At 49.1% G+C, this 23,622-nt stretch carries 24 protein-coding genes; 14 read left to right on the top strand and 10 right to left on the bottom strand.

Translation table 11 applies throughout. From position 1 onward, the window contains the following. Nucleotides 1–4: 4 nt before the first annotated feature. The 8 genes from tsaA to KFF03_RS11805 form a co-directional block, all read right to left on the bottom strand. Nucleotides 5–709, bottom strand: coding sequence for a tRNA (N6-threonylcarbamoyladenosine(37)-N6)-methyltransferase TrmO (tsaA, locus tag KFF03_RS11845; RefSeq protein WP_255857129.1), 705 nt, complete (start codon nucleotides 707–709; stop codon nucleotides 5–7). A gap of 83 nt (nucleotides 710–792) precedes the next feature. Beyond that, nucleotides 793–2,292: a methyl-accepting chemotaxis protein gene (locus tag KFF03_RS17685; protein ID WP_304941498.1), complete on the bottom strand. Its 1,500-nt coding sequence runs from the start codon at nucleotides 2,290–2,292 to the stop codon at nucleotides 793–795. Continuing rightward, nucleotides 2,267–2,776, bottom strand: coding sequence for a PAS domain S-box protein (locus KFF03_RS11830; RefSeq protein ID WP_255857128.1), 510 nt, complete (start codon nucleotides 2,774–2,776; stop codon nucleotides 2,267–2,269). The genes KFF03_RS17685 and KFF03_RS11830 overlap by 26 nt, the downstream gene beginning before the upstream one ends. Before the next feature lie 164 nt (nucleotides 2,777–2,940). Then, a complete protein-coding gene (locus tag KFF03_RS11825; RefSeq protein ID WP_255857127.1) occupies nucleotides 2,941–3,858 on the bottom strand; it encodes an alpha/beta fold hydrolase in 918 nt (305 codons plus the stop codon). A gap of 94 nt (nucleotides 3,859–3,952) precedes the next feature. Continuing rightward, the gene (locus KFF03_RS11820) at nucleotides 3,953–4,648 is read right to left on the bottom strand and encodes a hypothetical protein (RefSeq protein WP_255857126.1); all 696 of its coding nucleotides are present in this window, start codon (nucleotides 4,646–4,648) and stop codon (nucleotides 3,953–3,955) included. A 39-nt stretch (nucleotides 4,649–4,687) separates the two neighbouring features. After that, the gene (locus KFF03_RS11815) at nucleotides 4,688–5,476 is read right to left on the bottom strand and encodes an HDOD domain-containing protein (protein ID WP_255857125.1); all 789 of its coding nucleotides are present in this window, start codon (nucleotides 5,474–5,476) and stop codon (nucleotides 4,688–4,690) included. 47 nt (nucleotides 5,477–5,523) lie between these two features. Then, nucleotides 5,524–6,366, bottom strand: a complete 843-nt coding sequence (locus KFF03_RS11810; RefSeq protein WP_255857124.1) for an HDOD domain-containing protein — start codon at nucleotides 6,364–6,366, stop codon at nucleotides 5,524–5,526. A 50-nt stretch (nucleotides 6,367–6,416) separates the two neighbouring features. Continuing rightward, nucleotides 6,417–7,406 (bottom strand): folate-binding protein YgfZ, encoded by a 990-nt coding sequence (locus KFF03_RS11805; protein WP_255857123.1) that lies wholly within the window; start codon nucleotides 7,404–7,406, stop codon nucleotides 6,417–6,419. Between the two features lie 109 nt (nucleotides 7,407–7,515). Here KFF03_RS11805 and KFF03_RS11800 point away from each other — a divergent pair, with 109 nt between their 5' ends. Continuing rightward, nucleotides 7,516–7,785, top strand: a complete 270-nt coding sequence (locus KFF03_RS11800; protein ID WP_255857122.1) for a succinate dehydrogenase assembly factor 2 — start codon at nucleotides 7,516–7,518, stop codon at nucleotides 7,783–7,785. After that, entirely contained in the window at nucleotides 7,769–8,182 is a 414-nt protein-coding gene (locus KFF03_RS11795) for a hypothetical protein (protein ID WP_255857121.1), read from the top strand. The genes KFF03_RS11800 and KFF03_RS11795 overlap by 17 nt, the downstream gene beginning before the upstream one ends. 47 nt (nucleotides 8,183–8,229) lie before the next feature. Here KFF03_RS11795 and nadB read toward each other — a convergent pair whose 3' ends face one another. Beyond that, on the bottom strand, nucleotides 8,230–9,837 hold the full coding sequence (gene nadB, locus KFF03_RS11790) for an L-aspartate oxidase (RefSeq protein WP_255857120.1): 1,608 nt from the start codon (nucleotides 9,835–9,837) through the stop codon (nucleotides 8,230–8,232). Nucleotides 9,838–10,077: 240 nt separating this feature from the next. On the opposite strand from nadB, the gene rpoE reads away from it, so the two are divergent. From rpoE to acpS, 12 genes are all read left to right on the top strand, one after another. After that, nucleotides 10,078–10,665 (top strand): RNA polymerase sigma factor RpoE, encoded by a 588-nt coding sequence (rpoE, locus tag KFF03_RS11785; RefSeq protein WP_255860907.1) that lies wholly within the window; start codon nucleotides 10,078–10,080, stop codon nucleotides 10,663–10,665. Between the two features lie 83 nt (nucleotides 10,666–10,748). Next, entirely contained in the window at nucleotides 10,749–11,426 is a 678-nt protein-coding gene (locus tag KFF03_RS11780) for a sigma-E factor negative regulatory protein (protein ID WP_255857119.1), read from the top strand. 6 nt (nucleotides 11,427–11,432) lie between these two features. After that, nucleotides 11,433–12,440: a MucB/RseB C-terminal domain-containing protein gene (locus KFF03_RS11775; protein WP_255857118.1), complete on the top strand. Its 1,008-nt coding sequence runs from the start codon at nucleotides 11,433–11,435 to the stop codon at nucleotides 12,438–12,440. Nucleotides 12,441–12,468: 28 nt separating this feature from the next. Continuing rightward, the gene (locus tag KFF03_RS11770; protein ID WP_255857117.1) at nucleotides 12,469–12,909 is read left to right on the top strand and encodes a SoxR reducing system RseC family protein; all 441 of its coding nucleotides are present in this window, start codon (nucleotides 12,469–12,471) and stop codon (nucleotides 12,907–12,909) included. A gap of 142 nt (nucleotides 12,910–13,051) precedes the next feature. Further along, complete coding sequence (locus tag KFF03_RS11765) at nucleotides 13,052–14,473, top strand: DegQ family serine endoprotease (protein WP_255857116.1); 1,422 nt, start codon at nucleotides 13,052–13,054, stop codon at nucleotides 14,471–14,473. Nucleotides 14,474–14,672: 199 nt separating this feature from the next. Then, nucleotides 14,673–16,472 (top strand): translation elongation factor 4, encoded by a 1,800-nt coding sequence (gene lepA, locus KFF03_RS11760; protein ID WP_255857115.1) that lies wholly within the window; start codon nucleotides 14,673–14,675, stop codon nucleotides 16,470–16,472. A gap of 34 nt (nucleotides 16,473–16,506) precedes the next feature. Then, entirely contained in the window at nucleotides 16,507–16,890 is a 384-nt protein-coding gene (locus tag KFF03_RS11755) for a DUF4845 domain-containing protein (protein WP_255857114.1), read from the top strand. Further along, the gene (rnc, locus tag KFF03_RS11750) at nucleotides 16,887–17,576 is read left to right on the top strand and encodes a ribonuclease III (protein ID WP_255857113.1); all 690 of its coding nucleotides are present in this window, start codon (nucleotides 16,887–16,889) and stop codon (nucleotides 17,574–17,576) included. Before KFF03_RS11755 ends, rnc begins: the two co-directional genes overlap by 4 nt. Continuing rightward, a complete protein-coding gene (gene era, locus KFF03_RS11745) occupies nucleotides 17,573–18,478 on the top strand; it encodes a GTPase Era (RefSeq protein WP_255857112.1) in 906 nt (301 codons plus the stop codon). The genes rnc and era overlap by 4 nt, the downstream gene beginning before the upstream one ends. Nucleotides 18,479–18,766: 288 nt before the next feature. Further along, nucleotides 18,767–19,474, top strand: coding sequence for a DNA repair protein RecO (gene recO, locus KFF03_RS11740; RefSeq protein WP_255857111.1), 708 nt, complete (start codon nucleotides 18,767–18,769; stop codon nucleotides 19,472–19,474). Nucleotides 19,475–19,543: 69 nt separating this feature from the next. Then, entirely contained in the window at nucleotides 19,544–20,296 is a 753-nt protein-coding gene (gene pdxJ, locus KFF03_RS11735) for a pyridoxine 5'-phosphate synthase (RefSeq protein WP_255857110.1), read from the top strand. Beyond that, nucleotides 20,296–20,724: a holo-ACP synthase gene (gene acpS / locus KFF03_RS11730; RefSeq protein ID WP_255857109.1), complete on the top strand. Its 429-nt coding sequence runs from the start codon at nucleotides 20,296–20,298 to the stop codon at nucleotides 20,722–20,724. The genes pdxJ and acpS overlap by 1 nt, the downstream gene beginning before the upstream one ends. Nucleotides 20,725–20,756: 32 nt before the next feature. Here acpS and KFF03_RS11725 read toward each other — a convergent pair whose 3' ends face one another. Continuing rightward, entirely contained in the window at nucleotides 20,757–23,618 is a 2,862-nt protein-coding gene (locus KFF03_RS11725; RefSeq protein ID WP_255857108.1) for an ATP-binding protein, read from the bottom strand. Between the last annotated feature and the right edge of the window lie 4 nt (nucleotides 23,619–23,622).

Below are 23,622 nucleotides of genomic sequence, written 5' to 3'. Positions count from 1 at the left end.
GGTTTCAGACAGGCTCAACGGCTAACACCCGGATGCAATTCACGTCCGGGTAATGCCAGCGCACATTCAGATCCCACAGCTGCACACCGTATTGGCGCTCAGCCGAGGGCACCTGATAGGCCGGTTTCGGATCTTGCATCAAACATTGCTCAATTAAACCGACGACGTCCTGTTGCAGTCTTCGGCCATGTATTCTGGCTTGCTCTAATGCGTTTTCCTGCCAGGTGACCGGGATTAACTCCGGTGATTGGGCGGCAATATGATTTTCGGCGTGTGTAATGGCATCGGCGTAAGGGACGTAAGGTTTGATATCCAGTATGGGTGTGCCATCCAATAAATCGATACCACTGACCCACAGTGAGCAGCCTTCAATACGATCCAGTGTTACCACCGATTGCCCCAGGCTATTTGGGCGGTGAGTCGCCCGGCTGGCAAAAACTCCGATTTTTTCGTTCCCTCCCAGACGTGGTGGACGTACCCGCAAATGAGGGGCTTGCCCGTGTTGCGATAAAGCCTGATGGAACTGAAACAACAACCAGATATGGCTAACCTGCTCTAACCCTTGGAGTGCCAAAGGTGAATCAAAGGGAGGGAGTAAACGGATTTCTGCGGTAGCAGAGGGGGCAAGTGCTGGTTGCCGGGGGATGGCAAATTTTTCTTTAAAGGGAGTGTGTGCAAGAGCAACAGGCTCGAGAGAAATGGGCATCATCAAACAGTATCCGAAAATAATGCCAGCATTGTAGCGCTGGCATTATTTCTTGAATAGTTCGTACTTACTGTTTGTTCACCAGGTTAAAACAAATCAATCTCGGTTTCTTCGCTGGTTGAGCCGGTTTCAAATTGCAGTTTTTCATCCGTCAGCTGGTCTACTAAGGCAACAAGTTCAGCACTGAGTTGTTCCAGGTTTTTAAAACCTTGTTGCACTTTACTGTGCTGCCGAATGTCTTTTTTCCAATTGTCGCTGCCGACACGTTCCAATAGCTCATGCATCTGTGTGTGAATAGCTTCATGCGCAGGGTCAATTTCTGCGTATGTCGGTAGGTGGCTGAAGAACTGGTTGCCAATGCCTGTGCGATACCATTGGCCAAAACGACAGTTATAATGATCCACTTCAACCGCTTTCCAGGCATCTGACTGTTTGCCTTTTTCCATCGCCTGATAACCATTCTGTACGTAAATCATATGGTCGACTTTTACCAATGATGCAAAGCTGACAACCTGTGAGTACGATACACGCTCATAGGTTTTCTGAGCGATTTGTGCCAGTTCAACAAAGGATTGCTCAAATTCATGTGTCGCGCTTTGTGCTGATGAGGCAAGTTGTACCATTTCACTGGCTTGCTGAGCCATGTTGTTACTCGAATGAGTAAACTCATTAATCATATTGCCAATATCGGCGGTGGCCTTTTGAGTGTTTTCGGCCAGACTGCGAACTTCATCGGCAACTACGGCAAAACCACGACCAGCTTCGCCGGCACGGGCGGCTTCGATTGCTGCGTTTAAGGCTAACAAATTTGTCTGTTCAGCAATGCCATCTATCAGCTTCAGCACTTCGGTAATTTTAACCGTATGTTGTTGCAAGCCACTGGCGGTGGAGTGAATGGTTTGTGTCATCTCCGTTTGTTGCTTCAGGTTACTGGTGACCTGATTAATTTCCTGCAGGGCATCGGTTGATAGTGATACCCCTCGACGAGAAATGACTTCGACTTCTTGCATTTCAGCTGACACTTTTCCTAGGTCATCCTGATTTCTTTTCAGGTTCAGTAGCAAGCTGTCAGTTTTAACGCGACCGATATTCGCCTCCAGTTCCTGGCAGTGGGCCAGAAAATACGCGTTTTCCATGGCAGAAAATGCGTCGGCTATTTTATCGAGGGAGGTCTTAAAATCCCCCTGCATGCCCTGGCTCAGAGGCTTGCGATAAAAGCGTTCTTTACTGGCTTCTTTGAAAGAGGACTCAACCTCCCGAATATAAGTTTCCAATTGGTCCAATAAATTATTAATGGAGTGGCTGACAGGGGCCAGCAGGTTTTCATCCCGTATCTGTGTTAGACGTTGTTGCAGATTGCCGTTTCCGGCATTGATTAATAACTCTTCAATTTTTTTCTGTGTATACAATTGATGAGAGTGCTGCAATTTACGTAGCAGAGTGGTGAGTAATAACAGACCAATGGATACTACTACGGCCGCCAGTGAGGCATGAGTGATCGCCAGAATAAAAATACTGACGGCCCAGGACCCCAAGCCAATAATATTAAGTGTTTTAGGGCTAGAGCGATAAAGCGAATTCAGCATAGGTTGCGAACTCCTTATTAATCGCTTTCCACAAGATGGCGGAAGACATAGGGATTTGCTGCTCTTTAGGCAGAGATTTTTCCAGCTCAATCATTTTCTGATACAAGGGTTCAATCACTTGAATAGCGCTTTCACCAGGACAGCGTCTGGCGGATAGATAACCGGTTTTCTGGCCGTTTTCATACACGGGTGCAACGCTGGCAAAGGTCCAGTAATAACCCCCATCTTTTCGGTGGTTTTTAACATAACCAAAAAACTCCTGATCCTGTTTCAGGTGCTCCCACATTAAATAAAAAATTGCGCGTGGCATATCGCTGTGGCGAACAATATTCTGCGGTTGCCCCAGCAGTTCTTTTTCCCGAAAACCGGAGTAATAACAAAATGCCTTGTTGGCGTAGGTAATACGGCTATCCAGGTCGGTTTTGGATACGATCAGATCGTTACATTCCACCTGGATTTCGCCGCTTGATGATCTGGCTGGCATATACAACCTGTAATACGTCAATGCTATTCAGGTGAGTATAGATAAGATTATGAATTTTTCTGTTGGCAAGAAGAAAATAGAAAAAATAAAAGCCCGTAAAATGAATAACTTACAGGCTTTTTGTGGCGGTTTTGTACAACCTTTGTCTATTATAAAATGCTGTTTTATTCCGCTGAGGCAACAAACTCAGCGTACAGCTCAGCCGTTTCTGCGGGAATTTCAACCATAGGCAGGTGACCAATTTCCGGGTAAATTTTCACTTCGGCATGCGGGATTTTTTGCTTAAATACCTCGACGGCAGAAACGTCCAGTACCCGGTCTTCTTCGCCCCAGATAATCAGTGTGGGCATGGTGACGTGTTGTTCCAGTTGAGCTTCAAAGCCCGACTCTGTCAGCCGATCTTTTGTTGCAATCATATCGTTGAAGATTTCGCGGTTGATATCGACTCTGGCCACAGCTTGTCGCATGAGTGCCGGACGTAATGGCCAGGGGAGTGGTGGTGCTTTTGACATCACAAAGTCCATGCGATATTCAAAGCTGTCATTATCCGTAGCAATCAGAGGGTTTTTTCCTTCTTTTAAACCTTCCATATATTCACTTGGCTTAGGTGCATCAACACCTGCCGCATCGATCAGAGTCAGGCTGCGGATTTCCTGTGGATATAGGGTACTGTAAATGGCACTGATCGCGCCGCCCATGGAGTTACCGGCAATATGAAACTGGTCAATCTTCAGGTTTTGCATCAGTTCATGCAGGCGTTCAGCCTGGCGGATTAAACCGTAATCTTCGCCTTTGGGGGCCGGAGTATCGCCATGTCCGGCCAGGTCAGGAATGATCAGCCGGTAGTTCTCGGGTAATTCATAGGAGAATTGCAACCAGTTGTCTTTGTTGGCGGAAAAACCATGCAATAACAACATGACGGGCCCTTCGGCATCACGCTCCAGGTAGGTCATAGAAACGTCGGAGAGCTGGCTCTGTTTCAGCTCCAGGTTGGCGGCATCGCGAGCCATATTGATGGTTTTTTCCAGTAGAGCATCCTGTTGCTGATCACTGCAGCCAGCCAGGCCTATCAGGGTCGTCATTATCAGTGCACACCGTTGAATGATTAAGCGCATGAGTTTCTCTTTTTATTATCGAGGCTTTTAGCGTTAAAGCCGTTTTATTGTTGAGGTTGTTCTATTGTTGAAGTTGCTCAGCCAGTTGATAACCACTGGCTAATGCCGCAGGCAAATCCTCTGCTGCCAGCAAATGGTTTGGCCTGTATAGCAGCAGAATGCCATGACTCCATTCTATGTGAAGGTGCGGATGAGCCAAAAGCCATTGGCGCACCGAATGGTTCAGTTTGCTCGCTAACGTGCCAGGTGTTTCACTGAAGATTTGCAGTGAGCGAATCTCTTCATGCAACTGACCATGCTGTAATTGCACCAGATTGTGAGTGATAGGCTCTGAAAAGACATCGGCATTCAGCCAGTTATCCGGTTGAATACGAAAGCGGCCATTGAGGTGGTTGTCCAGCGGACAGCTGAGCATCAGCAGCGTTTGGTTTGCGGTTCCGGCTTCATACACCAGGCTGTAATCCAGCAGGTTAACGCTACATAGTGGGTTTTTAATTGTTGTGTCATCTGGATGAAAGTGGCCTTCCAACAAATGCCGGAAATGCCTGAACTGACCGATTTCAATGATTTGAAACTGAGCCTCACGAACCTGACGGCTAAGTGAGGCATAAGGGCGGTAAGATAATGTCAGTGAGTCCGCCTGGTGGCGCAGTTTGGCAGAGCGGCTGTTGTGATTGGCAGACATCAGCAAAAACAATACGGCGGCCATCACAAGAATCACCAGCAATGAAACAACCAGACTGAATAGCAATGTCATCACAACCTCTGACTGAGCAACGAGTCAGGAATAATAGGCTTAACCCGTCAGGCTTTGCCAGTGTTGCATTTTTTCCGGCATTTCGTCAGGGGTCAGGCCAAGTCGATCCAGAACTGCACCATCCGGCCATTGTATGTCGCTGGGGGACGACACAAAGTGATACGCTGCCGCGACCAAGTCTGCGCTACTGGCCTGACTTTGATCATTTTGATGACCACTGAAGTTCAGATTATTGTAAGTGTGCGGGATAGCGCACAGAGCGGTCGGGAAGCACCAATCATCCAGCAGTTGCTCGGCCAGGGTTCCCTGATGTTGCTCCAGCAATTGCAAAATCTCTGCGTGGCTGAGTGCCAGTTCTGGCTGCTCGTCGAGCCAGCGTAAGATGGGCAATGCGCCAATCTTATGAAGTAAGCCCGCCAGATAAGCGCTGCCTGGGTTGATGGAGTAGCTTTTTGCCATCACCAGACATAACCCGGCCACCTGGGAGCAATCCTCCCAGGTTTTTTGTATCAATTCAGCAACCACGCTGTGACGTGCCCGGAACAGTTGCTTTAATGCCAGGCTGATTGCCAGCTGGCTGCAATACAAGACCCCAAATAAACCAATGGCTGTTTTCAGGTCAGTCACTTCAGTTGAGCAGCCGACCAGTGGGCTGTTGGCAATTTTAATTAAGTGAGCGGTGATCGCCGGGTCTTGCTCAATCAGGTGTCCCAGCGATTCGGTGGTGAGGTTGTCCCCCTTATTCGCTTGCAGAATTTCCTGAGCAACGGAAGGCAAAGTTGGCAAAGGTAGCTTGCCCGTTTCAATGAGAGGGAGAATTTGTTCCACAAGACTGTCCGTTATTGGCTGATTTGGTTGCATCATCGTTTACTCACTCAGCCACTGATGGCCGATTGTGTAGCACCTACTTCCTCACTCAGCGCTTCCAGCTGAGTGACTTCTTCATCGCTATCCAGTCCTAAACGCTTGAATGAACCGAGCTGACTGCGGTCTACCTTCGCCAGCGGATGGTCGCTGTCGGCATAACTCTGGAAGGTGGCTACCTGAATCAGGTCAGTGTAAGTTGGTTCGTCGGCCTGATAGCTCTGATCGATGTAGTGTTTAGCGACTTCGATTATTTCAGCGGGAAAATCCCAGCTACGTAAAATATAGGCCCCGAGTGCCGGGTGAAGGCGTTCGATGACTTTATCCAGTGACAGGCTGTCAGCCAGCAAGCTGGCGTTGTTTTCGGCATAGGCCAGGATTGGCAGAATACCAATCTGGTGAACCAGCCCGGCCAGCATCGCCTGATCTGGCTTCAGACGGGTGAAGTGGCGCGCCAGTACCTGAGCGGTGGAGGCAATTTCCATCGCTTGTGACCAGCATTGGCGCATCCGGTGATCAATCATATCGTTGGTGGCCTGGAACATTTGCTCCATGGCCAGGCCAATGGCCAGATTTGAGGTGAAATCAATACCCAGTCGTGAAACTGCTGCGACCAGGTCGTCGACTGGCATGCTGGTTCGTAATAACGGGCTGTTGGTGACTTTAATAATACGGGCGCTGAGTGCCGGGTCACGACTGATGACATCACATAATTCATCAATCGTGGCGTTGGGGTTTTCTGCGACTTCGCGAACTTTTAACGCAATTTCGGGCAGGGTGGGCAGCACCAGTTCATCATTTTTGATCTGTGCAACGATGTCATCTTTTACCTGTTTGGCCAGGTCAGTATTCATGGGCAATGTCTCTGAAAAGCCAACGCCCGATGAATGCCAACTGGCGGTAATCAGGCGTCTGAATGAGTTTCCTGCTCTTCAGTATAGGAAAGCTTTTTCAGGGTGGCGGAAAATTGCCCGATTTCTTTATCCTGCAGTGTGACGGATTCAAGGTCATCAAGATCATTCAGCAGTGCCAGGCCCAGGTTACCCTGCCAGCTGGCCAGTTCGCCAAGGCTACTGCCACTATTACTTTCACCACCGCCGCTTTTGATACTTTGCAGCAGCTCTGGTGCAGCGCTGTGTTCACTGTTTAACAGGAATATCGCTTTTTTGCTTTTGCCGAGGTATTGCAGCCGCGCCACAATCTCCTGGCCGGTATAGCAGCCTTTGTTAAAGCTGATGCCGCCCAGGTGTTGCCAGTTTATATTTTGAGGAATCCAGTGTTCACGGCTGGCATCGGTAACCCAGATAATGCCCTGTTGAATATCCGCGGATGCCCAACAATCACTATTGATCAGTGGCAGGCTCGCCTGAAGTTGTTCCGTCAGCAGCTGCTCTGCGGCGTCGTTTGTCAGCCAGTATTCCTGGCGGCCGTCCTGGTGTTGTAACTGCGCGCCGCTTTCTGACCAGGCCAGGGTTTGGGGTAAGTCGGTTTCTGAATGATCGAAGCAACCAATGATCTTGTGGCTATCCGTCATATTCTGCAGTTCGGCTTTAAAGAAAACGGCGTATTTTTTCAGATGTTGCGCCAATGCGTCGACTTGAGACAACGGCAGACGCAACCAATAACCTTGGTCATCACGGCCAATCATAAAATTAGCGACCATGCGGCCTTTTGCGGTGCAACAGGCGCCCAAAAGCCATTGTTGCTGCGAGAGCTTAACCACATCGCAGGTTAATTGACCTTGCAGGAAACGTTCGCTGTCGGGCCCGGTGATGCGTAATAAACCAAACTGAGCCAGCCAACTGAAGCTACCCGCGCTGGAGGGGTGTGTATCGGTTGATTCAGGTTCAAAAAAACCAGCATGATTAATACGGTCGGCAGAAAACAGCGTCATTGATATTGACCATCAATAAAATAAAAATGCCATTCTAAAACAAATGCTCACAAGAGATAACGCCAAAAAGACTGTGGTATAATCACGAACATTCTGAGAGGAGTTTCCTGTGATCGATCAAACCAGTCCTGAAGCTATTGAAAACAAACGTACGCACTGGCACAGCCGTCGTGGCATGCTGGAGCTGGATGTGTTGTTGGTTCCTTTTGCGCAAGAAGCTTTCCCGGGTTTAAGCCGGGAAGATAAAGATCGCTATCTGGCTCTGCTGGACCGCGAAGACCCGGATTTATTTACCTGGTTTATGGAACATAAAATTCCGGAAGATCCTGAATTAGCCAAAATTGTTGCCATGGTTCAGGAGCATGCACGCCAGCGCTGAGTGGTCGCTTCGTTTTTCTCAAAAGCAACAAGGCTTTGATCTGTTAGCCTTGTTGCTTTTTGTCGTTATATCGCTGTATTTATTCCCTATTTCTGGCCTGTTAATCAGTGTGCTGAGTGTTGCAGCGGGTGTGATTCTTTTTGTACTTATTAAAACCTGGCGGCGTAATATTTCTGCCGTGGGTTATGTCTCTGAAGGACTATCCAGACGCTGGTGGTTGGAGATGAATGACCACCGTTACAACGTACGTTGGCGTGATGGCAGCATTCGGCGGCGGGAATGTGTGGTGTTGTGCTGGTCTGTGTGGCCCTGGGATCGGTTGATTCTCAGGGCCGACAGTTTTGCCAGTGATGAAGCTTTTCGGCAGTTTCGTGCTGAGCTTTACGGCGATATCTGATGGCAATGACGCCGCCGTTACCGCTCTGTTTGGCTGTTAAAGCGATGTTAAAGTTCTCCCAGCTCTTTTAAATACTTCGGCGTTAGCACCGTATCAAACGCTCTGGGTAATGGTTGCGGGTAGTCGCGGCTATAGTGTAGGCCACGGCTTTCTTTACGTAATAGCGCCGAACGAATAATCACATCCGCAACATCCACCAGATTCCGTAACTCCAGCAGGTCATTACTGATGTGGTAGTTGCTATAAAACTCCTGGATTTCCTGGCGTAACATTCTTACCCGGTGTTTGGCACGGACCAGGCGTTTAGTCGTGCGAACAATACCAACGTAATCCCACATAAAACGGCGCAATTCATCCCAATTGTGCGAGATCACAACGGCTTCGTCAGAGTCGGTAACCTGGCTGGAGTCCCATGCGGGGGCAACAGGCACATCGGCCTTCAGATCGATATGGTCAATAATATGTTGCGCAGCTGAGCGGGCAAATACCAGACACTCCAGTAATGAGTTACTGGCCAAACGGTTGGCACCATGTAGACCGGTGGAAGCGACTTCGCCAACGGCGTATAAATCCGGAATATCGGTTTGGCCAAAGGTGTCTGTTACGACACCGCCACAGGTGTAATGCGCCGCCGGAACCACCGGAATCGGATCTTTGGTAATGTCGATGCCAAGCTGCAGACAACGCTCATAAATGGTTGGAAAGTGTTCTTTGATAAAGTCTGCCGGTTTATGGCTGATATCCAAAAATAAACAATCAGCACCCAGGCGCTTCATCTCATGGTCGATGGCACGAGCAACAATATCGCGTGGAGCCAGCTCTTCACGTTCATCAAAACGATGCATAAAGGGTTGGCCATCGGGCAACAATAAACGTCCGCCTTCGCCACGAACCGCTTCAGTAATCAGAAAAGACTTGGCTTGAGGGTGATACAGGCAGGTGGGATGAAACTGGTTGAACTCCATGTTGGCTACCCGGCAACCAGCACGGAAGGCCATGGCGATACCATCACCCGATGCACCGTCGGGGTTGCTGGTATACAAGTAAGCTTTGCTGGCGCCTCCGGTGGCCAATACCACTGCGTGAGCGGTGATCACATCCACTTCGCCGGTCAGGTTGTTGAGGAAATACGCGCCAATACAACCCTGACCGTCGAGCCCCAGTTTTTCACGGGTGATCAGGTCGATGGCGATGTAATCGTGCATCAGGTGCAGATTAGGTTTCTCCTGAGCGCGTTTCAATAACGTATCGGAGATGGCATGGCCGGTGGCATCGGCGGCATGAATGATACGTCGGGCGCTGTGTCCACCTTCGCGGGTCAGGTGAAACTGGTTGCTGTCATCCTGGGTAAAGGGCACACCAATATCAATCAGCCACTGAATGGCTTCGGTGGAATTTTCAACGGTAAAACGCACGCTGGGTTCATGGCATAAGCCGGCCCCGGCAATCAAGGTATCCTCTACGTGTGCGTCGACACTGTCTTCAGCGTCCAGTACTGCCGCCACGCCCCCCTGAGCCCAGCGGGTAGAGCCGGCATCCAGCTGGTCTTTGCTGATCACAGCAATATTCATTTGCTCTGGAAGGGATAAAGCCAGGGTCAGACCGGCAGCACCGCTGCCAATGATGACCACGTCGAATGACAATGATTGGGTCATATCAGATTCTTATTACCAATGAAAAAACACGCTCAGCGCAGCATTACCGCAACTGTCGCCGGTGACACTATACTGGTTGTACAGCCGTCATTGTAAATCAAAACAAATGATCGGGAACTTTTACATGCGACTTATGCTCTTACTGTCATCGCGTCGGGTTAACAGCTGACGAACAGGAGAAGAGCAGTGGCAAGTGTAGCGTTGGCTGTGCAACAAGAGCAAAAAACAGCGGATAACAGCATGACAGATCAACAACAAACAGACCGACAACTGGTCGCACGGGTTCAGAAAGGCGACCGTCGGGCGTTTGACCTGCTGGTGGTGAAGTATCAACACAAAATTCTGGCTTTGGTGGGACGTTACATCAGTGATTTTGCCGAAGCTCAGGATGTGACTCAGGAAGCGTTTATCAAAGCGTTTCGGGCGTTACCCGGGTTTCGGGGCGAAAGTGCTTTTTACACCTGGATGTACCGGATTGCCGTCAACACGGCCAAAAATCACCTGGTGAGTCGTGGGCGTAAAACCCCGACCAACGATGTTGATCTGGATGATGCTGAGTTTTTTGCGGATGAATCGCATATGAAAGATGTCGAAACTCCGGATGGTTTATTACACCGTGATCAGCTGCAAAAAGTGGTGTTTGATGCCATCGAAAATTTGCCGGAAGAGCTGAAAATGGCCGTGACTTTACGTGAAATTGAAGGCATGAGTTACGAAGAGATTGCGGCGGTGATGGATTGCCCGATTGGTACGGTGCGTTCGCGTATTTTCCGGGCGCGTGAAGCCATTGATAAAAAGATGCAACCGTTGCTGAGTGCGACCGCATAAACCACGGTTTTAATAACAGATACAAGTAAAACGATTGGCAGCAAAACAGCCACAACTGAACAGCTGACAACAGGTAGGTAAGTATGAACGATCGAATTAAAGAATCTTTATCCGCACTGGTGGATGGCGAAACCGATGAGCTGGAAGTACGTCGTGTGCTTAATGAGTTGGACAAAGACAGTGAATTAAAAGACACCTGGAAACGCTATCAGCTGATGGGTTCACTGATGCGAGAGGAATCTGTTTCTCCGGCTCAACTGGAAGGCGTTGATTTATCCAAAGGCATTATGCAAGCCATTGAAGGTGAGCCGATGGACGAAGTACCCGCACGTCAGGGAGAAACAAGCCATAGCGCTCAGGCGGTGACCCCGCGACGCTTTAACTGGTTAGCTTCCGGTGCTGTCGCAGCTTCTGTAACCCTGGCGGTATTACTGGGCGTTCGTCTGAACAGTGATATCCAACAGCAGGAACTGGTTGCTGACGCTCAGGCGCCAGTGGTTGAAAACCAGCAAGTTGCTTCAGCTCCTGATATGACGCCAGAGCAGTTAGAGCAAGCACAACGCAAACTGCAGGAATATGTTCTGCAGCATACCGAAAATGCAGCACTGAACACTGGCCGCGGCATGATGCCTTTTGCCCGTGTTGCCAGTTTTGAAGAAAATGGTGCTCAAGCAGAAGCAGAGCAATCACTTCAGCAGTCATCTCAGCGACAATCGACTGAGCAGCAACATAACCAGTCTGCTGAAGAGATTCAGGAATAATACGCGATGCGTCGGTTTTCCTGTATCACGATGCTGTGGCTGACAGCGCTGTCGCTGATGTTGACAGTTGCGACGGCCAGCGCTTCGACAGCCCGTGCTGATGTGCAAGGCTCTTCGGATGCCAGGGCTTGGCTGGACCGTATGTCACGCGCTTTTAAAGAGTTGGATTACCAGGGGGTGCTGATTTATGGCGATAATCAGCACTGGGAAACACTCTCCATTACTCACGGGGTTATGGACGGCGTTGAATATGAGCGTTTGTATCATCTGACGGGTGAATCACGAGAAGTGGTACGTAAAGGTCACGACGTGACCTGCATTCACCCGGGTGAACATGTGGTTCGCCTGACACAAAATCCCTTGTCTCAGGGGTTTGTGAATCAGACCTCAGCAATCGATGCTTATTACCACCTCAGCTTGGAACCCGGTGTTCGGGTTGCTGGGCGAGATACTCAGCAAATCATTGTTTCTCCGCGAGATACCTACCGCTACGGTTACCGTTTATGGCTTGATCGCGAAAGCGGTTTGTTATTGCGCTCTGATCTGATAAATCAGCAAGGTAACGTCTTAGAGCGTTTCCAGTTTGCCGAAATTTCCATTGGCGAACCGCTGAGTGCCGATCAGTTTGATCCACAAAGCTCGGGTCATCATGTTGCTTCCCATCTGGCGGGACATGAAACAGAAGCGGTAATGACCCGCCAGAATTGGCACCTGGGATGGTTACCCCGTGGATTTATGGGAGCCGCCAGCCAGTTACGGCAGAGCAATGATTCACAATCGACTCAGGGTGCATTAGCGACCTTAATGTATACCGATGGTTTGGCTGCTATTACGGTTTTTGTTGATGATGCAGGTGAACAGGAGCCGATGCCGGTGATGAGTCAGCAATGGGGCGTCACCGGTGCGGTGGTGAAATATCTGAAAACAGACAACGGAACGTATCGCATCACGGTGGTGGGTGAAGTACCATTGCCGACCGTAGAAAAAATTGCGATGTCAGTGATGCCGCAGTAAGCCTATTCAGAGTTTGTTGGGTGTTCCGATGAGTCAGGAAATCGTTGAAATCGTTGAAATTGGTGATCAGGGTGTGTGGGTCGAAGCCATGCAGCAAAGTGCCTGTTCATCCTGCAATGCCCGAAGTGGTTGTGGCCAACATTCCCTGAGTAAATTAGGTCGTAAAATGCGTTTGTGGGTGCCCACCGATCGACATTTTTCGGTAGGTGAGCAGGCGACGCTGACCTTGCCGGACGGCAGTCTTGCTTTGAGTGCGCTGGTGCTGTACGGATTGCCGCTGTTAGCCATGATACTGCTGGCAGTTATCGGACATGGATTGGCTGGAGAACCGGGAGCGGTTATTTCCGGATTGCTGGGGTTGGTGATTGGTTTTGTTATTGCGCGGAAGGTTTCTGAGCTTAAAAAAGACCAATGGCAGCCTCAGTTCAAAGATGGTTGTCGTCATATTTCAGCGGTTACTGTTCCCTGATTCTCGTTTGCCTTTCTGACATTTGCTGAAATTGTTGCTAAACCCTTGCCCAATCTTACTTTTTTATACATGACAATTCTCAACCCCTGAGCCATCTTTAATCCTTATGAATTAAAGGTTTAAGTGACGCAGGGGAAAATCTATGTCGCAGCTGCTTCGTTCAATTCCGATGGGAATTGTTGCTGTTTTAACGCTATTTGCAGCCAGTGTGCAGGCTTCATTGCCTGACTTTCGTGATCTGGTGAAAGAAACGTCACCCGCGGTGGTGAATATCTCGACGATTCAACATGTTGATCAACGCAGCACCATGCGTCGTTATGGTTTGCCGGAAGATGTACCGGAAATTTTCCGCCATTTCTTTGGTCAACCCATGCCATACGGTAACCCACAATCGCCCCATGGCCCTCGTGGTCGTCAGCAAGAGAAGTCGTCGTTAGGTTCTGGTTTTATTATTTCTGAAGATGGTTATGTGTTAACCAATAATCATGTGATTCAGGAAGCCGATGAAATCATCGTGCGCCTTAATGATCGACGGGAATTAACCGCTGAGTTAATTGGTGCGGACCCAAGCAGTGATTTGGCTCTGCTGAAGGTAGAAGCCAATGATTTGCCAACGGTTGAGTTAGGTAATTCAGACAAGCTGGAAGTGGGTGAATGGGTAGTCGCTATTGGTTCCCCTTTTGGTTTTGATTACTCAGTAACGGCAGGGATTGTGTCTGCCAAAGGCCGCAGCCTGCCAAACGAAAATTACGTACCTTTTATTCAAACCGATGTGGCCATTAACCCAGGTAACTCAGGTGGCCCGCTGTTTAATCTGGATGGCGAAGTGGTGGGTATTAACTCTCAGATTTATACCCGTTCGGGTGGTTTTATGGGGGTTTCTTTTGCGATTCCGATGAATGTCGCCATGAACGTCGCCGAGCAGCTGAAAGAAAAAGGCAAAGTCAGCCGTGGCTGGTTGGGTGTGGTGATTCAGGAAGTGAATAAAGAACTGGCCGAGTCGTTTGGCTTAGACAAAGCTGCAGGTGCGCTGGTTGCTCAGGTGGTGCCGGACAGTCCGGCCGAAGCTGGTGGTTTGGAAAACGGCGATATCATCACTCACTTTAATGGCAATGACATTTATCTGTCTTCCGATTTGCCGCATCAGGTTGGTCGCGTAAAACCGGGCAGTAAAGCCAAAGTGAACGTGGTTCGTAACGGTAAGCGTAAAGTGTTGTACATTGAAATTGGCGTCTTACCCGACGGAGATGGCGCGGTGCTGGCCAGCAATAATGGCCCGAAAGAAAGCCAGAGTAATCGTCTTGGAGTGGTTGTTGCCGAGTTAAACGAAGCGCAACGCAAAAAAATGGGCGATGGAGTTGTCGTCAAAGAAGTGAATCAGGGCCCGGCGGCGTTTGCTGGTTTGGTGAACGGGGATGTCATCACCATGATTTATGGCGAGTCGATTCGCTCAGTAGAAGACTTCGATAAGGTAGTGAAGTCATTACCGAAAAACCGCAGTGTGCCGATGCGCATCGTACGTCGAGGTGCGGCGATGTTTATTCCGTTAAGAATTGCTGATTAGAGGCCACTCTCCTCGGTTGAATTGAAAACCCCGCAACAGCTGATGCTGTTGCGGGGTTTTTATTTTATCACCCTGATATTTTTGTCTGGCTGATCTCAAATCCCTCTGCCAGCTCCGCTAACCATCTGAATCCGTTAGCCTTTAGCCCGCCTTTCCAGTAGAATTCCCGCCCATTTGAATACTTGAGCGGATCTTATTCGTGAGCCAACTGGACCACATTCGTAACTTTTCCATCATTGCCCACATCGACCACGGTAAATCGACGCTGTCGGACCGTTTTATTCAGGTGTGTGGCGGCCTGTCTGACCGTGAAATGCAGCAACAAGTGCTCGATTCCATGGATATTGAGCGTGAGCGTGGCATCACCATTAAAGCCCAGAGTGTGACGCTGGACTATAAAGCCCGTGACGGCCAGACCTACCAGCTGAACTTTATTGATACTCCGGGGCACGTGGACTTCAGTTATGAAGTGTCGCGCTCGTTGTCAGCGTGTGAAGGTGCGTTGTTGGTTGTGGATGCCGCTCAGGGGGTTGAAGCCCAGTCGGTGGCTAACTGCTATACCGCTATTGAGCAGGGCCTGGAAGTGCTGCCAGTTCTGAACAAAATGGACCTGCCGCAGGCCGACCCTGATCGTGTGGCGCAGGAAATCGAAGACATTATTGGTATTGATGCTACTGAAGCCGTGCGCTGTTCAGCGAAAAGTGGCCTGAATATCGAAGACGTACTGGAAGAACTGGTGGCCAATGTGCCAGCGCCAGAAGGTGATCCGGATGCGCCACTCCAGGCTCTGATTATTGATTCCTGGTTTGACCCTTACCTCGGTGTTGTGTCCTTGATTCGGGTGAAAAACGGCTCGATCAAGAAAGGCGATAAGATCCGCATTAAATCGACCGGTAAAGACCATGGTGTCGATGGCGTGGGCATCTTCACGCCGAAGCGCAATGAAACCGGCCAGTTAGGTTGTGGTGAAGTAGGTTACTTGGTTGCTGGTATTAAAGACATTCACGGCGCGCCCGTGGGTGACACCATTGTTGGAGCCAAACAACCAGACACCGAAGAGTTACCTGGGTTCCAGAAAGTAAAACCTCAGGTGTATGCCGGTTTGTTCCCTGTGTCTTCTGATGATTTTGAATCTTTCCGTGATGCGCTTGAAAAGTTGTCGTTGAATGATGCTTCTTTGTTCTACGAGCCAGAAAATTCCGATGCACTGGGCTTTGGTTTCCGTTGTGGTTTCCTGGGTATGCTGCACATGGAGATCATTCAGGAACGTCTGGAGCGTGAATACGATCTGGATCTGATTACCACGGCCCCCACGGTAATTTATCAGGTAGAAAACCGTAAGGGCGAAACCATCTCGGTGGATAACCCATCGAAACTGCCGGATGCTGGCACTATTGAAGAAATGCTCGAGCCTATTGCCGAGTGTAATATTCTGGTGCCACAAGATTACCTGGGTAATGTGATTTCCCTGTGTGTTGAGAAGCGCGGTGTGCAGATTGATATGCAATACACGGGTTCGCAGGTGGCATTGCGTTATGAAATTCCAATGGCCGAAGTAGTGATGGACTTCTTCGACCGCTTAAAGTCTGCCAGCCGTGGTTTTGCGTCGCTGGATTACAACTTCTTGCGCTTCCAGGAAGCACCGCTGGTACGTCTTGATGTTCTGGTGAATGGTGACCGTGTCGATGCACTGGCGGTGATTATGCACCGCGACAATATCCGTCGTCGTGGCGCCTTGTTGACTGAAAAAATGAAAGAGCTGATTCCTCGCCAGATGTTTGATGTGGCGATTCAGGCAGCGGTTGGTAACCAGGTGGTTGCCCGTACTACGGTTAAAGCACTGCGTAAAAACGTAACCGCTAAGTGTTATGGCGGTGACGTGAGTCGTAAGAAGAAACTGCTGCAGAAGCAGAAAGAAGGTAAGAAGCGTATGAAGCAGATTGGTAATGTTGAAATTCCACAATCTGCTTTCCTGGCTGTATTACGCGTTGATGATTAACGTGTATTAATAATGAGTTAAACAGGTAATAACCATGACCAAACAACTAACCATGATCAAAAAGCAGTCTGGCATGTCGATGTTGCCATTGTTGATGATGATTCTGGTCGCTGTGATGCTGATTCGCGTCGCTACTTCCGTCGTCCCTATGTATTTTGACGATAAAATTGTGGCTCAGGTTCTGACCAATGTCGAAGAGTCGGGTGTGATTACCAAAAAAATGCCGGTGCGTAAGATTCGTGAAGAACTAAATGAGCGCCTGACCCGCAATCGTGTTTCGATTTCACTCGATGACCTGGTGGTTAAGCGTGGCCGTGATTCGTCGACACTGACGTTGACTTATGAACAACGAGGTGGCTTTTTTGCCAATATTGAATTGGTTGGCCGCTTTCAACATCAAAAAGAACTGACTAAGTGAATAACCCATTTCTCAAATTGTCCCAACGTTTGGGCCATACCTTTACTGATCAGAGCCTGGTTGAATTGGCTCTGACTCACCGCTCTAAAGGCGTTCAGAATAATGAACGCCTTGAATTTTTGGGTGATTCCATTCTGAGTCTGGTTATTTCCGAAGACTTATACCAACGCTTCCCGGAAGCGAAAGAAGGCAAACTCAGCCGTTTGCGTGCACGTATTGTTAAAGGGAAAACCCTGGCCGAAGTCGCTAAAGAATTTGAGTTAGGTGACTTCTTATTATTAGGTTCCGGTGAATTAAAAAGTGGCGGTCACAAACGTGACTCCATTCTGGCAGATGCGGTAGAAGCGTTAATTGGTGCGATTTATCTGGATGCCGGCATTGATGTGGTTCGTGAGCGGGTTTTAGCCTGGTTTGCTTCGCGTCTGGATAATCTGTCTCTGGAAGATCCTATTAAAGACCCAAAAACCCAGCTGCAGGAAATTCAGCAAGCCGCAGGCTCTCGTTTGCCTAAATACGAGGTGCTGTCGGTGGATGGCCCAACCAATGAGCAGGTGTTTACTGTCACCTGTTTTATTCCTGAAATTGATGCACCGGTTGAAGCGGAAGGCTCCAGCCGTCGTAATGCTGAACAGACTGCTGCTGCGGTTGTCTTAAAACAACTTCAATCAGATGAGGAATCTGCATGACTGATGAAAATCTGATTACCCGCACCGGTTTTGTTGCCATTGTTGGGCGACCGAATGTGGGCAAGTCGACTTTGCTAAACCGCATTCTTGGGCAGAAGCTGTCGATTACTTCACGTAAGCCACAAACCACCCGCCATCAGATTCTTGGTATTAAAACCGAGAATGGCAATCAGGTGGTGTACGTTGATACGCCAGGGATTCATAAAAATCACGACAAAGCGATTAACCGTTATATGAACAAAGCGGCGACCACGGCAGTCAAAGACGTGGATCTGATCGTGATGTTAATTGATCGCATGCGCTGGACCGATGAAGATGAAATGGTGTTGCAGGCTATTAAGCAGCAACGTGCACCGGCGGTATTGGTGGTGAATAAAGTGGATTTCGTCAAAGAAAAAGACGAGCTGCTGCCGTACTTGCAGGAATTAAGTGGTCGTCATAACTTTGATCAGATTGTGCCGATTTCAGCTAAAACTGGTCATAACGTTGAGCGTTTAGAAAGCTTGATTGAGAGCTATCTGCCAGAGAGTCAGCATTTTTATCCGGAAGATCAGATTACTGATCGCAGTTCACGCTTTTTAGCGGCGGAGCTGGTGCGTGAAAAAATTATGCGCCAATTGGGCGATGAGCTGCCGTATGAAATGACGGTAGAAATTGAAGAATTTACCCATGATGGCCGTATGGCGGAAATCAGTGCTCTGATTTTGGTGGAGCGTGATTCTCAGAAGCGTATTGTGATTGGTGATAAAGGTTATCGCATCAAACAAATTGGTATCGAAGCGCGTAAAGACATGGAACAAATGTTTGACTGCAAAGTGATGCTGAATATGTGGGTGAAGGTGAAATCTAACTGGTCGGATGATGAGCGGGCGCTTCGCAGTCTGGGGTATGACGATCAATAGCTTATTGTTAACTAAAAACTCAGGAGTATTTGCTTCCAGGGCGCTGTAAATACGTCCCTGTACGCTAACTGATAACGTCCTGTTATCAACCCTTTCAGCAAATACACCTGAACTTTCAGTTAACAATAGTGTGAATATTCACGGCGGATTACGCTTTATGTTCAGAATAATGGAAACTATTTTGAAGCAGCAACAGGATGTTGCGACCGCGCGGCAGGGCCAGGGATGGCCCTTCGGCGCGGCGGCAAAAATAGTTTCCATTGTTCTTAACTTGCGTTTAATTGCCCGATGAACAAACTGTTTGTATTGCAACGCCAGCCGGTTGGCGAACATCAGTTTTTGTTGGATATTTTCTCTGCCGAACAAGGCCGCTTATCGGTGGTAACGCCAAAACGCAAGTATTCTAAAACTCACCAGTCAAATCTTTATATTCCAGATCTTTTTCAGCTCTGTCAGGCAGACTGGCGATCGGGTGATGAATGGCCCAACATCAAAGCTTCTGAAATGATTCAACAATTTACATTGCAGGGTAATTATCTTTACTGCGGCTTGTATTTAAATGAACTGCTGTCACGGCTACTGACCCGGCAGGATGCTCAGCCTGAATTGTTTCGTATCTATCAGCAAATAGTAAAGGGTTTACAGAACGCCAGTGACGATGCGACATCGGCAGAGCCACTGCTGCGTATTTTTGAGCATCAGGTGTTGCAGCAACTCGGGTATGGTGTTGACTGGCAACAGGACAATCAGCAGCGCCCGGTTTATGCCGGGCAGCGTTATTTTTTTAACGCCCGGGAAGGATTTTATCGGCACGGTGAAGGGAAGTTCTCCGGCCAGGATATTCTTGCATTTTATCACTGGCTGAACGATTTTACTCAGGTTCCGGCCAGTGCTCGTGTCTGGCAATGTGCCAAGCAGGTGCTGCGTCTGGCATTAGAAGAACATTTTGACCGGCCATTAGTCAGTCGCGAATTATTTATGGCGCAGTTATTGTGATCAACACTGTGCAATGCTCATATTAATACTCATAATCATGTGAATTCATTAATGAAAAAAGGATCGGCAATGTCTCAGGTTAAAAACCCACAACGTGTTTTGTTAGGCGTGAATATTGACCACGTGGCAACGCTGCGTCAGGCGCGTGGTACGCGTTATCCTGATCCGGCGCAGGCAGCGTTTGTTGCTGAAGAGGCCGGTGCTGATGGTATCACCATTCACCCGCGCGAAGATCGCCGCCATATTCAGACGCGTGATGTTTATGTGCTGGCTGAAACTCTGTCGACCCGGATGAATCTGGAAATGGCCGTCACAGAAGCGATGCTGGAACTGGCGGAAGAAGTGGGTCCGGAAGCCGTGTGTTTGGTGCCCGAAAAGCGCGAAGAATTAACCACGGAAGGCGGTCTGGATGTGATCGGAAACGAAGCAGCGATCAAATCTGCCTGTGAGCGCCTGGCCGCTGTTGATAGTGAAGTGTCTCTGTTTATTGATCCGGATTATGCTCAGATTGATGCCACTGTTCGCTGTGGTGCACCTGTGATTGAGTTGCATACCGGTGCTTATGCCGATGCGGGCTCAGAAGTGGAGCAACAAGAAGAGTTGGAACGCATTCAGCAAGCGGCAGCGTACGCTCAGGAGCAAGGGTTGATTGTTAATGCCGGTCATGGTCTGAATTACCATAATGTTGAACCCATTGCCGCTATCCCGGGTATGAACGAATTAAACATCGGTCATGCCATTGTTGCTCGTGCTGTGTTTGTTGGTTTAAAAGATGCTGTTCGTGAAATGCGTGCGCTGATCGAGAAAGCCAGCGTTCGTTAATGGCTGTCGTTTCTGAAACTACATTGCCTGAAGCTTTTTCTGGCGTGTCGGGAATTGTCGGTATTGGTACCGATTTATTGGATTCTGCCCGGATCGAAAAAGCCTATCAACGGCACGGAGAGCGTTTGGTTAAACGCTTTCTGACACCTGCCGAGCAACAGGTTTGGCAGCAGCGGGGCCAGAGTATCAATTATTTGGCCAAACGTTATGCCGCCAAAGAAGCACTGGCAAAATCCCTGGGGACCGGCATTGCTAAAGGTATTGGCTTTCAGCAGCTGGAAGTTCTCAATGACCCGCAAGGTGCTCCCATGGTTAACTTATATGGCGCGGCGCTGGAAAAAATGCAGCAGTTAGGAGGACGACAGGCATTGATCAGCCTGTCGGATGAAGGGAACTGGATTCAGGCGTTTGCGGTGCTATCGGCTTGATCCAGCTAGACTCGATATTAGCTGGACCTGAGTTAAGTGGGGCTGACACTGGCCTGCTGTAGCAACTCTTTCCAATTATGATCTTCAGCCCACTGCTGCAGTGCCTGAACCTGAACCATAAAGTTACGCATATGCTCAGGTAATTGTCGTCTGCCACCGGCTTTCAGTTCCGTTTCAAAGTCATTCACCGTTTGGCGCAACAGCGGCACACCACAATAACGACAGGCGCCGTGGATCTTATGCACTTTTTCCAGTAATAAGTCGAAGCCCTCAAGTTCCCACGCTTCCAGTGCGGCATCGCTATCACGCTGGAGTGAGTTCAGCAACATTGAGAACATGTCGCTTGCCAGGTCAAGATTAAAGTTGGCGTGTTTCAGGCCTTCAGTCGCATCAAATATGGCGAGCTCTTGCTCTGGTGTCACTTCCGTTGGGGCATCGTCGATGACGGTATTCTTTGTGGTTTGTATATCCGCTTTGTAGCCGGTCCAGCGCTCAATACAATCCGCCAGTTGCTCCAGGCTGATCGGTTTGGTCTGGTAATCATCCATACCACTGTTGAGCAGCACTTCTTTTTCATCCGCTAACGCATGAGCCGTCAACGCTACAATCGGTAAGTGCGCCTTGCCGGGGAGTGTACGGATATGCTGACTGGCCTCCAGGCCGGTCATATTGGGCATCTGAATATCCATCAAAACCATCTCGACATGAGTGTCGGTAACACAATCAATCGCTTCCTGGCCCGATGTTGCTGAACAAACCTGCACGCCCAGTTCCTGCAACAGGGCGCTGACCAGTTTGAGGTTGGCTTCGTTATCGTCGACGGCCAGTACGCATGGGGCTTCCCGTTGTGGTGTATTGCTTGCCGGTTTATCGTTCTCAGGCTCGTCTGACTGATCTGGCAGCAGTAGTTTACGCAGGGCGTCTCCCAGTTTTTGTTCGTTGACCGGATGTGACAAGGTCGCGCAAGCGCCACAATCAGCCAGCCATTCCAGGTGTTCATGATTAACACTGTTGACCAGTGTGATGACCGGAATGTGGATGACAGCCAGCTGCTGCAAAAAGTGTTTCAGCTGCGGTTGATGAATGCGAGTGCGATCAATGGAAATAACTACCGCACTGAGCCCGGATTCCTGAGCAACCTGATTCAGCAGGTCTTGTTCATCTTCCGCCAGGTGATAGTCCAGCTGCCAATCATCCAGTAGCGAGGAGATCATCTGGCGGTTAAGGTCATTGCTCTCCAGTACTGCAATTTGTGCGGGTTTTAACACTGTTGTATCTGCACCAGCAATATTCAGTAACGGAGCATTTTGGTTGTTCGCCTTGGTATCTTGGTCAATGTCGATATCAATGTGAAAGGTGAAGGTTGCCCCCTGGCCCGGAGCGCTTTCCACTTTAATATCACCATGCATGGCCTGCACCAGTGCTTTGGAAATAATCAGACCTAAACCGGTGCCGCCGTACTGCCGTGTGGTACTGGTGTCCGCCTGGGAAAATGCATTAAAAATCCGGCTGACCTGCTCCTGGCTGAGGCCAATACCGGTGTCACGGACTTCAAACTGCAGGCTGGCACGTTTGGCTGAGCGATTGATGAGTGACACCGAGACTTTTACGCTGCCATGATTGGTGAATTTAACCGCGTTGTTCACCAGGTTAGTGATAATTTGTTTCAGGCGTAACGGATCACCCACGACCTGCAGTGGAACATCCGAAGCAATCTGATGATAGAGGTCGAGCTGTTTGTGATAGGCCTGAGGCGCTAATACGGTGAGCACCTGATCCAGCGTATCGCGCAGGTTAAATGCACTGTGATCCATGATCAGTTTGTCGGCATCGATTTTTGATAAATCGAGAATGTCATTAATGATATTCAACAAATCTTGTGAAGCATTATGGATGGTGCCGAGATAGTCTGCCTGTAAAGCATTCACTTGTGTTCGTGCCAATAAGTCAGTGAAACCAATGATGCCATTGAGTGGTGTGCGGATTTCATGGCTGACATTGGCGAGAAACTGCGACTTCATCTGGCTGGCTTCCATCGCCTGTTTGCGGCCAAGCTGTAATTCACTGTTGCGTACTTCCATTTCGTCCAATGTTTCCTGGAAGTCCTGCATTGTCTGTTCAATGTTTTGTTGATGATCTCTTTCGGCGTATTCCACCGCGCTGGCCAGTGAATTAACACCGCTTGCCATTTGCTCAAATTCGGACCCCGGCTCTACCTGAATGCGGTGGTCATAATGACCTTCGGCTAACCGTCCAACACCTGCGGCCAGTGTGTTGATTGGTCGGGACAGTTGTTTGCTGATGCGAAACGCCAGCAATGAGCAGACAATCAGCACCAATAAAATAATTAATAATGAGTTGGCCAGGTGCTGATATTGTTGCAATTGAGTATTGGTGGTCGACAGCTCAACTTCAGCCCAGCCCAATAACTGAAGCTGTTGCGCTTGCTGAGCATAAAACTGCTCAGACAGTTGTTCTGTGATGTTCAGGTTTTCTGCAAAGATTGGGGCACGTACCCGCACAGACCCAGGGGTGCGCAATAACTGTAGCTGGTTGTGTTGTAATTCTGCAGAGCCAATACGCTCCGTCATCATTTTCGGGCCAGAATGTGCCAGGATATCGACGTCCTGATTATAAATACTGACAGAACGAACATCGCGTTCTTCCAGCATGTTGTTGGCAATATTCTGAAGAATGCCGCGGTTACCCGTAATCACACCGTATTCGCAGGTTGGTGCCAGCTGTTTGGCCATCGCCATCGCACGGCGATCGAGCAGGTCATCCAAATCCTGATTGCGGTCATGAATAAAGAACAGCCCAAGAGTGAGTGACACAATGATGCCCGGCAACAAAGCCATCAACAGAATCCGGGACTGGATTTTCCAATGTTTCATGCGC

The organism is Bacterioplanoides sp. SCSIO 12839 (assembly GCF_024397975.1).
Taxonomy (GTDB): Bacteria; Pseudomonadota; Gammaproteobacteria; order Pseudomonadales; family Oceanobacteraceae; genus Bacterioplanoides.
The sequence above is the reverse complement of the archived record's forward strand: the minus strand, read 5'-3'. Positions and strand labels throughout refer to the sequence as shown.